General features: G+C 73.3%; 5 protein-coding genes. 3 read left to right on the top strand and 2 right to left on the bottom strand.

Translation table 11 applies throughout. The annotated features are described in order from the left end of the window. Positions 1–10 precede the first annotated feature (10 nt). The 3 genes from ACIBM5_RS25455 to ACIBM5_RS25445 all read left to right on the top strand — a co-directional run bounded on the left by ACIBM5_RS25455 (position 11) and on the right by ACIBM5_RS25445 (position 8,089). Positions 11–3,544 (top strand): amino acid adenylation domain-containing protein, encoded by a 3,534-nt coding sequence (locus tag ACIBM5_RS25455; RefSeq protein ID WP_396008936.1) that lies wholly within the window; start codon positions 11–13, stop codon positions 3,542–3,544. A gap of 657 nt (positions 3,545–4,201) precedes the next feature. After that, entirely contained in the window at positions 4,202–6,901 is a 2,700-nt protein-coding gene (locus tag ACIBM5_RS25450; protein WP_396008935.1) for a SpoIIE family protein phosphatase, read from the top strand. Between the two features lie 252 nt (positions 6,902–7,153). Beyond that, positions 7,154–8,089, top strand: coding sequence for an alpha/beta fold hydrolase (locus tag ACIBM5_RS25445; protein WP_396008934.1), 936 nt, complete (start codon positions 7,154–7,156; stop codon positions 8,087–8,089). A gap of 6 nt (positions 8,090–8,095) precedes the next feature. Here the strand turns inward: ACIBM5_RS25445 and xylB are convergent, their stop codons facing one another. Further along, entirely contained in the window at positions 8,096–9,553 is a 1,458-nt protein-coding gene (xylB, locus tag ACIBM5_RS25440) for a xylulokinase (protein WP_396008933.1), read from the bottom strand. A gap of 1 nt (position 9,554) precedes the next feature. Next, the gene (xylA, locus tag ACIBM5_RS25435) at positions 9,555–10,712 is read right to left on the bottom strand and encodes a xylose isomerase (protein ID WP_396008932.1); all 1,158 of its coding nucleotides are present in this window, start codon (positions 10,710–10,712) and stop codon (positions 9,555–9,557) included. Between the last annotated feature and the right edge of the window lie 242 nt (positions 10,713–10,954).

Below are 10,954 nucleotides of genomic sequence, written 5' to 3'. Positions count from 1 at the left end.
GGAGAACAGCGTGCGGCTGACCGTCGAGGACGTACGACGCGACGTGGCGCAACTGCTCGAAGTGGCACCGGAGTCCCTGCACGACGAGGACGACCTGATCGCACTCGGACTCGACTCGCTGCGGCTGATGCGCCTGGCCGGCGGCTGGCGCCGCAGCGGTGCCCGGGTCACCTTCGCGGACCTGGCCGCCGTCCCGACCCTCGCGGCATGGATCGCCCTCCTGGACGACGACACCGCACCGCCGCCGCCCGCTCCGCAGCCCGCACCCGCAGCCGAACCGGCGAGCGAACCCGCGCCGGAATCGGGAAAGTTCCCGCTCGCACTGATGCAACACGCCTACTGGATCGGCCGCTCCGAGGCACAGCCCCTGGGCGGCGTCGCCGCGCACCTGTACACCGAGTTCGACACCGAACCCGGCGACGCGGTGGACCCCGCCCGCCTGCACGCCGCCGCGCGCGCCCTGATCGCCCGGCACCCCATGCTGCGCGTACGCGTCACCGACGACGGCCGCCAGGAAATCCTGCCCACCGCGCCCGGTGAGGTGCTGCGGGTGCTGGACCTGCGGGACGCGGACGCCGACACCGTCGCGGACCGCCTCGACCACATCCGCGACGAATGCTCGCACCAGATGCTCGACATCGAATCCGGCCGCGTCATCGACCTGCGCGTGACCCTGCTGCCCGGTGGCCGCAGCCGGCTGCACCTGGACGTGGACATGGTCGCGGCCGACGCGCTCAGCTACCGGGTGCTGCTCGCCGACCTGGCCCGGCTGTACGCACATCCCGAACACCCGCCGGCCGAAACGGGCTACGACTACCGCGGCTACCTCGCGGCCCGGCCCCCGCTGCGCCGCGCCGCCGCCGAGCGCGCCGCCGCGTACTGGACCGAGCGCCTGCCCGACCTGCCCGGCGCACCCGAACTCCCGCTGCGCAGCCCGCTACCGGCCGACCTGACCCGGGTGACCCGGCGCCACATGTGGCTGGACCCCGAGGAGCGCGGCCACTGGTCGGCGCGCGCACACGCCCACGGGATCACCCCCGCGATGGCCTTCGCGACCGCGTTCGCCGCCGTCCTGGCCGGCTGGAGCGCCACTCCCCGATTCCTGCTGAACGTACCGCTGTTCGACCGCGAGGACCTGCACCCGGACGTACCGCGCCTGGTCGGCGACTTCACCGGTTCCGTGCTCCTGGACGTCGACATGTCCGAGCAGCGCTCCTTCCTCGACCACGCCCGCGCGCTCCAGCTGCGCATGCATCGCGACGCCGCGCACGCCGACCACTCGGGCCTGCACGTGCTGCGCGATCTCGCACGCGCCCGCGGCGAACAGGTGCTCGCGCCGATCGTGTACACCAGCGCCCTGGGCCTGGGTGAACTCTTCGACCCCGACGTGCGCCGCCTGTTCGGCGAACCGTCCTGGATCGTCTCGCAGGGACCGCAGGTGCTGCTCGACGCCCAGATCACCGAGGTGCGCGGCGGCCTGCTCATCAACTGGGACGTGCGCGAGGACGCCTTCCCCGACGGGGTCGCGGACGCGATGTTCGCCGCCTACCGCGAGTTGCTCACCCGGCTGGGCACGACGCGGGCCGACTGGCGCGAGCCGATCCACGAACTGCTGCCCGCCGCCCAGCGGGCCGTCCTCGATCGGGTCAACGCCACCGACGGCCCGCGCTCGCACCGCGCCCTGCACGACGGCTTCTTCGCCCACGCCGCCACCCGACCGCACGCGCCCGCCCTCGTGTGGGGCCTCGCGGACACCGACGGCGGCTCCCTGAGCTACGGCGAACTCGCCGACCGCGCACGGCGCGTGGCCACCGCCCTGCGCACGCGGGGCATCGCGCCCGGGGACACCGTCGCGATCACCCTGCCCAAGGGGCCGGACCAGATCGTGGCCGCTCTGGGCGTACTCGCGGCCGGCGCCGCGTACGTCCCGATCGGCGTCGAACAACCACCCGCACGCCGCGAACGCATCCACCGCACCGCCCGGGCCCGCCTGGCCCTGGACACCGACGGCGCCACCGGCGACTCGCCGCTCGCCGCCGCCCTCGCGCTCGCCGAAGCCCTCGCCCACCCCGCCGAAGACCTCGTTCCGGTGCCCGTCGACGAGGAGAGCATCGCCTACGTGCTCTTCACGTCCGGCTCCACCGGCGAGCCCAAGGGCGTCGAAGTCCCGCACCGCGCCGCGATGAACACCATCGACGACCTCGTCGACCGGTTCGCGCTCGGCCCGGACGATCGCGCACTGGGCCTGTCCGCACTCGACTTCGACCTGTCGGTGTTCGACGTCTTCGGTCTGCTCTCGGTCGGCGGCGCGGTGGTCCTGCCCGCCGACGAGGACCGCCGCGAGGCCGGCCGCTGGGTCGACCTGGTCCGCGAGCGGCACGTCACCGTCGTCAACTGTGTGCCGGCCCTGCTCGACATGCTGCTCACCGCCGGCGCCGCGGCCGGCTCGGCGGGCCTGGGCACCGGGTTGCGCGTCGTGTTGCTCGGCGGGGACTGGGTCACCGTCGACCTCCCGGGGCGGCTGCACGCGCAGGCCCCCGGCTGCCGCTTCGTCGCACTCGGCGGCACCACCGAGACGGCCATCCACTCCACCGTGTACGAGGTGCCCGCCGGCACCGAACTCCCCTCCCACTGGCAGGCGATCCCGTACGGCACGCCGCTGCGCAACGTCCGCTGCCGGGTCGTGGACGCGGTCGGCCGGGACAGCCCCGACCTGGTGCCGGGCGAACTGTGGATCGGCGGCGAGGGCGTGGCCGCCGGCTACCGCGGCGATCCCGCACGCACCGCGGACCGCTTCCGCGAGGTCGCGGGCCGCCGCTGGTACCGCACGGGCGACCTGGCCCGGCGGCTGCCCGACGGCATCCTGGAGTTCCTCGGCCGCGCCGACCACCAGGTCAAACTGCGCGGCTTCCGGATCGAACCCGGCGAGATCGAGGCCGCCCTCGCGGGCGTGGCCGGGGTCCGGCGCGCGGTGGCCGGCGTGCACGAGGGCGCCCTGGTCGCAGCCGTCGCCGCGGAAGCGGACGTGAGCATCCACCGCCTGCGCGACGCGGCCGAGAAGTCGCTGCCGGCCCACATGATCCCCGAGCACATCGCCCTGGTCGACGAACTCCCGCTGACCGCCAACGGCAAGATCGACCGCCGCGCGCTGGCGCCCGTATGGGCACGCGGGCCCGCCGGCCCTCCGCCCGAGCCGGCACGCACCGATCTCGAACGCCTGATCGCGTCCATCTGGCAGGAGGCGCTGCCCGCCGGCACCCGCGAACTCGGCCGCGACGACGACTTCTTCGCCCTCGGCGGCGACTCGATCCTGGCCACGGCCATCGTCGGCCGACTCCGCGAAACCCTCGGCCCCGACACCGCGACCGTGCGCCGACTCTTCGCCTCCCGCACCGTCGCCTCCCTGGCCACCCACCTACGCACGCACGAGCGAACCCCCGGCCGCCTGGAACACATCGCCCGAATCCACCTCCAGGTCGCGGCCCTCTCCGACGACGCGGTAAACGCCGCCCTGACCACAACCCCCGGCTCGCCGCCGGCCTGATCGCAACCGGCGGGACGCGCCACGAGGCGTCGCGGCCCGGCCTGGTCGCGGGTGCGACGGGAGCGGGCCGCGAAGCCTCGTGAGGCCGTCTCGTAAGCTGGTTCGTGAGCCTGGTTCATGCGGCCGGCTCGTGAGTCCGCTGCGTGGGTCCGATTCGTGCGGCCGCTTGGCGAGCCCGGTCCGGCGGACCGGATCGCCTGGGACCCGTGGAACGCGCCGGGCCACTACCACCGGTCCCGAGCACTCCACCATGGGTGATGCGTGCGGGCGGGTAGTGCGCCGCGGGGGCGGTGCCGCCGTCGGGACGGCGCCGAGCAGACCTCCGGCGCGGCCGCCGCATCCGCGACCGGGCGGCGTTCGCCGGTACGGGGACGCGTCACGGGGAGGTCACCCGGAGGTCCGGCGCGCCACCCGCGCCCGGCTCGCCCGGACCGGGACGGCCGGGCGCGTGCATGGCCGCGGACACCGCTTCGGCCGGGGCGCGCACCGGCCCGCGTCGGGAAGATCCTGCCGCGTGCGAGGCGGCCCGCGCCCACCACCCCGCCGACCGCGTTGCCGTCGCCGACCGCACAGTTGCCGACCGCGTCGCGGTCCCCGGCTGTCACACCCGAGTGTCGCCCTTGGTCAGAGTCGGCCGAGCGGGGTAGAACGGTAGACATGGCCGACAGTTTCGGCCGATTCCGGGGCGCATCGGTTCAGTCGCCGTCCGACCGGCGCCCGAGAAGCGTCGCCGGGCAGGTTTTCGTACTGCAAGTGGCCGTCGTGATCCTGCTCGTGGCAGGCGCGGTGCTCGCACTCGTGCTCCAGTCCCGGTACGACAACGACCAGGAGGCCCGGCAGCGAGCGGTCTCCGTCGCAGAGACCTTCGCGCACTCCCCCGGCCTCTTGGCCGCGTTGGAGTCCCCCGACCCCAGCAGCGTGCTGCAACCGCTGACCGAGGCCGCCCGCCGGGAGGCCGACGTCGACTTCATCGTCGTCACCGACACCCAGGGCATCCGCTACACCCACCCCAGACCGGAACTGATCGGGCAGCGCGTCGTCGCCACCATCGAACCGGCGTTGGCCGGCCACACCATCGTGGAGAGCGTGCACGGCCCGCTCGGCCACGAGGAACAGGCGGTCGTGCCGGTGATGGATGCCGCCGGCACCGTGCACGGCGTGGTCATCGCCGGCCTCAGGGTCGAAAACGTGAACGGCGTGCTCGACCGGCAGCTGCCGATCATCCTCGGCACCGCCGCGGCCGGCCTCGCGGTCGCCACCGGTGGAACCGCGCTGGTGACCCGGCGGTTGCGGCGCCAGACCCACGGCCTGGACCCCGCCGAGATGACCCGCATGTACGAGCACCACGACTCGGTGCTGCACGCCGTCCGCGAAGGTGTGCTCATCGTCGGCGCGGACACCCGCCTGTTGCTGGCCAACGACGAGGCCGCCCGGCTGCTCGATCTGCCACCCGGCGCCGAGGGCCGGCGGATCGCCGACCTGCCCGACCTCGACCCGGGCATGGCGCAATTGTTGGCCTCCGGTCGCCTGGTCACCGACGAGGTACACCTCGCCGGGGGCCGGTTGCTGGCGGTCAACCAGCGGCCCACGGACCGTCACGGCGGCCCCAGGAGCACGGTCGCCACCATCCGCGACTCCACGGAGCTGACGGCCCTCGCCGGCAAGGTCGAGACGGCGGGCAGGCGACTCAGGCTGCTGTACGACGCCGGCGGATCCATCGGCACCACCCTCGACGTGGTGCGCACGGTCGAGGAACTCGCCGAGATCGCGGTCCCCCGGTTCGCCGACTTCGCCACCATCGACGTCGCCGACCCGGTCCTGGCGGGCGGCGAGCCCACCGGAAACGACGCCAGGATGCGCCGGATCGCCGTCCGCGGCATCCGCGACGACCACCCCCTGTACCCGCGCGGCATGCTCATCGACTTCGTCTCCTCGACCCCGCAGGCGCGCGGACTCGGCAGCGGCCGACCCGAGATCGTCGCCGACCTGTCCACCGCGACCGGATGGCATGCGCAGGATCCGGAACGGGCGGGGGAGATCGTCGCGTACGGCATCCATTCGCTGATCACGGTCCCGGTCCAGGCCCGCGGCGCCGTGCTGGGCGTGGCCAACTTCTGGCGCCTGGAGCGGCCCGAGCCGTTCGACGAGGAGGACCTGTCCCTGGCCGAGGAACTGGTCGCCCGCGCCGGGGTGAGCATCGACAACGCCCGCCGCTACACCCGCGAACACGCCCTCGCGGTGGCCCTGCAACGCAGCCTGCTGCCGCGCGCCCTGCCCGAGCAGAGCGCCCTGGAGGTCGCGCACCGCTACCTGCCCGCACAATCCGGGGTCAGCGGCGACTGGTTCGACGTGATCCCGCTCTCCGGGTGCCGGGTGGCCCTGGTCGTCGGCGACGTCGTCGGCCACGGTCTGCACGCCGCCGCGACCATGGGGCGGCTGCGCACCGCCGTGCACAACTTCGCCACGCTCGACCTGCCCCCCGACGAACTCCTGGATCACGTGGACGACCTGGTCGCCCGGATCGACCAGGACGAGACCGATTCCTCGGTCGGCTCCGGCATCATCGGCGCCACCTGCCTGTATGCGATCTACGACCCGGTCTCCCGACGCTGCACCATGGCCCGGGCCGGACACCCGCTGCCCGCGCTGGTCGACCCCGACGGCCGCGTGGAGTTTCCCGACCTGCCGGCCGGGCCGCCGTTGGGACTGGGCGGCATGCCGTTCGAGACCGCCGAATTCGAGGTGGCCGAGGGCAGTTCACTCGTGCTCTACACCGACGGCCTGATCGAGGATCGCACCCGGGACTTCGACGTCGGGATGGACCTGCTGCGCCGGGCCCTGGCGCACGCGGGCCGATCGCCGGAGGAGAGTTGTCTGGCCGTACTGGAGGCGCTCCTGCCCTCGCGCCCCAAGGACGACGTGGCGTTGCTGATCGCCCGCACTCGCGTCCTGGGGCCCGACCGGGTGGCCGACTGGGACGTGCCCGCGGATCCGGCCGCCGTCGCCGGGATGCGCGAGGCGGTGTCCGCGAAGCTGGACGAATGGCATTTGGAGGACCTGTCGTTCGGCACCGAACTCATCCTCAGCGAGTTGGTCACCAACGCCATCCGCTACGGCACCGAGCCGATCAGGGTACGGCTGTTGCGCGACCGCAGCCTGATCTGCGAGGTCACCGACGGCGGCAGTACCGCACCGCACATGCGCTACGCGGCAACGACGGATGAGGGAGGCCGCGGGTTGTTCCTGGTCGCCCAGGTGGCCGCGCGGTGGGGCACCCGCTACCTCCCGGAGGGCAAGGTCATCTGGGCGGAGCAGCCGCTGCCGACCACCGGACCCGACGGCGAGAGCAAAGCCTGAGCCGACCGGACCGACCGGACCGACCGGACCGACCGAACCGGCCACCCGCGTCGACGCACCTGCACAGCACGGCATCCGGCCGGGCAGCTGCGCACCCGCCCACTCGAGGATTCTAATGCTTCAACTCACCTTGACTCATTAGATAATAAGCGTCTAATGTTCACTTAGTCATTTCGCATTAGAAGAAGCGGCCGGGCGACACGCCGACGACCGGCGCCGCCCCACGGGCACCATCGACCTCGGAGCACTGCCATGAACCCCATTGCCACCACTGCCACTGCCACGGCCACTGCGGCCACCGAGACCACCACCGCCGCCGACGCCCGTGTCGTGCGCAGCCACACCGTCGAGATCAACGGTCTGCCCGTGTTCTACCGCGAAGCCGGGAACCCGGCGGCCCCGACCATCGTGCTGCTGCACGGATTCCCCTCCAGTTCCGCGATGTTCCGCGACCTGATCCGCGAACTCGCCGACGACTTCCACCTCGTGGCACCCGACCACATCGGCTTCGGCCGATCCGCGATGCCGTCCGTCGACGACTTCGCGTACAGCTTCGACGCACTGACCGACATCACCCTGGCCCTGCTCGACCGACTCGGACTCGACCGCTTCGCGCTCTACATCCACGACTACGGCGCCCCCATCGGCCTGCGCATCGCCTCCGCGCACCCCCAGCGCGTCACGGCAATCGTCAGCCAGAGCGGCAACGCCTACCTGGAGGGCTTCACGCCCTTCTGGGACATCCTGTTCGCCCATGCCAAGGACCGCGCCACCCACGAACCCGACGTCCGCGCACTGTTGGAAGCCGACGCCACCCGGTGGCAACACACCCACGGCGTCCCCTCCGACCGTCTCGACCGCGTCGACCCGGACGCCTGGAACCTCGACCAGGCCTACCTGGACCGGCCGGGCAACAAGGAGATCCAGCTGCAACTGTTCTGGGACTACCAGTTCAACCTGGACGGCTACCCGACGTTCCAGGAGTACTTCCGCACGCACCGTCCCCCGACGCTGATCACCTGGGGAGCCAACGACGAGATCTTCGGCGCCGGTGGCGCCCGTGCCTATGCCCGCGACCTGCCGGACGCGGAAATCCACCTCCTCGACGCGGGCCACTTCGCCCTGGAAACCCACGGCCCCGAAATCGCCGACTACATCCGCGACTTCCTCGGCCGCAACCGCACGTGACCGAAATCAGCGCGGCGCGGCGGGAGTGAACGCGCCCGGGTCCGGCCCACTTTCGGGTCGGTCGAGGTGATGCCCGCGGGCCGCCGCGTAGCGTTCGCGGACGGCGGCGTCGGAGCGGCCCGGGGTCAGCACGGTATGCGGTCGGTGCCAGGTCGGCGGGAGGGCGCCGTCCCCGGCCAGGGCCCAGGCGGCCTGGCGGGCCGCGCCGAGGGCGACGTATTCGGCGGGTTCGGGCAGCACGACCGGGCGTTCGAAAAGCGCGGGGGCGATCTCGGCGACGGCCGCGGACCGGGCGGCGCCGCCGGTGAGCACGACCCGCTCACCGGCGACGCCGGCGACGGCCAGCGCGTAGAGGGCGTCCGCCAGTCCGCACAACATGCCTTCCACCGCTGCCCGGGCCAGGTGCGCGGGGGTGGCGGTACGCACGGTGAGGCCGTGCACGGCGCCGGTGGCGTCGGGGAGGTTGGGGGTGCGTTCGCCGTCCAGGTACGGCACGAGCACCAGGCCGTCGGCGCCGGGTGGGGCGGACACGGCAAGTCGGGCGAGTCGGGCGTGGTCCACACCGAGCATGTGCGCGGCGGCGTCGAGCACCCGGGCCGCGTTGAGCGTGCACACCAGCGGCAGGAACGCTCCGGTGGCGTCGGCGAAGCCGGCGACGGCGCCGGTCGGGTCGGCGGTGGCCCGGGTGGTGCGCGCGTACGCGGTGCCGGACGTGCCCAGGGACACGACGATGTCCGTGCCCGCCGCGCCCAGGCCCAGGGCGGCGGCCATGTTGTCGCCGGTCCCGACGGAGACCGGCGTGCCGCGGTCGGTGTGTCCGGCCAGGGCGCGGGGTCCCGACACCCGGGGCAGCACGGGTGTGCGACCGAAGGCCAGGCGCAGCAGGTCCTCCCGGTAGGCGCCGGCCGCGGGCGACCAGTAGCCGGTGCCCGACGCGTCGCCTCGATCGGTGACCAGGTCGGCGAGGTCACGACCGCCGGTCAGCCGCCAGGTGAGGTAGTCGTGGGGCAGGCAGACCGCGGCCACGCGGGCCGCGCGGTCGGGTTCGTGTTCGGCGAGCCAACGCAACTTGGTCACGGTGAACGACGCGACCGGGACGCTGCCGACGGCCCGGGCCCAGGCCGTCGGGCCGCCGAGTTCGCGCACCAGGTCGGCGGCGGCGGGCGCGGAGCGGGTGTCGTTCCACAGCAGCGCGTCGCGAACCACCCGGCCGTCCTCGTCCAGGCAGACCAGGCCGTGTTGTTGGCCGGCGATGCCCACGGCGGCGACGTCGGCCAGGCCGCCCGCGTCCTCGATCGCGCGGCCGAGCGCCTGCCACCACGCCTCCGGGGGCACCTCGGTGCCGTCCGGGTGCGGGGCGCGGCCGTGCCGCACCACCGTGCCGGTGTCCGCGTCGCAGACGACGACTTTGCAGGACTGGGTGGAGGAGTCGACGCCGGCGACGAGGGTGCGGGCGGCGGGCATGTCAGCGGGCTCCCAGGATGTGCTCGACAGCCAGTTGGTCCAACCGCTCGTAACCGAGGCCGCGTTCGGCCGCCGCGGCCGGGTCGAAGTCGTCGCCGACCAGGTCCGCGTAGGTCTCGCCGGCAGCGAGCGTGGGCACCGCGAGCCGGTCCAGGCCCGCGGCGGCCATGGCCTCGCGGACCTCGGGGTCCGCCCGGAAGGCGCGGGCGCGCTCGCGCAGCAGCAGATAGGTGCGCATGTTGGCCGCGGCCGAGGCCCACACGCCGTCGGCGTCCTCGGTGCGCAGCGGCTTGTAGTCGAAGTGGCGCGGCCCGTCGTATCCGCCGTGTTCGAGGAGGTCGACGAGGAAGAACGCGCTCTTGAGGTCACCATGGCCGAAGACCAGGTCCTGGTCGTACTTGGGTCCGTGCTGGCCGTTGAGGTCGATGTGGAACAGCTTGCCGGCCCACAGCGCCTGCGCCACGCCGTGCACCACGTTCAGGCCGGCCATCTGCTCGTGCCCGACCTCGGGGTTCACGCCCACCATGTCCGGGTGTTCCAGCCGTTCGATGAAGGCGAGGGCATGACCGACCGTGGGCAGGAAGATGTCGCCGCGCGGCTCGTTGGGCTTCGGTTCCAGCGCGAACCGCAGGTCGTAGCCGCGGTCGAGGACGTAGCCGCACAGGATGTCGACGGCCTCCTTGTAGCGGTCGAGTGCGGCGCGTACGTCGGTGCCGGCGTCGGATTCGCCGCCTTCGCGTCCGCCCCAGAACACGTAGGTGTGCGCGCCGAGTTCGGCGGCCAGGTCGAGGTTGCGCATCACCTTGCGCAGCGCGAACCGGCGTACCGAGCGGTCGTTCGCGGTGAACGCACCGTCCTTGAACACCGGGTGGGTGAACAGGTTCGTGGTCGCCATCGGCACCACGAGGCCGGTGGCGTGCAACGCGGCACGAAACGCGGCGATCCGCTTGTCCCGGACGGCCTCGTCGGCGCCGAACGGGACCAGATCGTCGTCGTGGAACGTCACCCCGTACGCCCCCAGTTCGGCCAGCCGATGCACGACCTCGACCGGCTCGACCGGCGCCCGAGTGGCATCGCCGAACGGATCACGCGCCTGCCACCCGACCGTCCACAACCCGAAACTGAATCGATCCCCCGGCCGCGGCGCCAAGACGCTCACAGGACCTCCACCCCAATAAGTCTATCCACTGGACTAAACCCCCACCCAACCCCCACCCACCCGACCCTGTCAACCAACCCCGTCCGCCCAACCGCCCGCCCGGGGCGCGGCGGAGCGGGGCGCGGCGAGCGCGGCGAGCGCGGCGGGGCGCGGCGAGCGCGGCGGGGCGCGGCGAGCGCGGCGGGGCGCGGCGAGCGCGGCGGGGCGCGGCGAGCGCGGCGGGGCGCGGCGAGCGCGGCGGG

The sequence above is a fragment of the Embleya sp. NPDC050493 genome (assembly GCF_044458105.1).
In the GTDB taxonomy this organism is placed as follows: Bacteria; Actinomycetota; Actinomycetes; order Streptomycetales; family Streptomycetaceae; genus Embleya.
Note: the sequence above shows the minus strand (reverse complement) of the source record. Positions and strands in the feature narration are given on the sequence as shown.

Bases quoted from the DNA above. Each gene is read 5' to 3' on its own strand.
- xylB (WP_396008933.1), bottom strand. From the start codon at position 9,553: ATGCCCGCCGCCCGCACCCTCGTCGCCGGCGTCGACTCCTCCACCCAG.
- ACIBM5_RS25450 (WP_396008935.1), top strand. From the start codon at position 4,202: ATGGCCGACAGTTTCGGCCGATTCCGGGGCGCATCGGTTCAGTCGCCG.
- ACIBM5_RS25445 (WP_396008934.1), top strand. From the start codon at position 7,154: ATGAACCCCATTGCCACCACTGCCACTGCCACGGCCACTGCGGCCACC.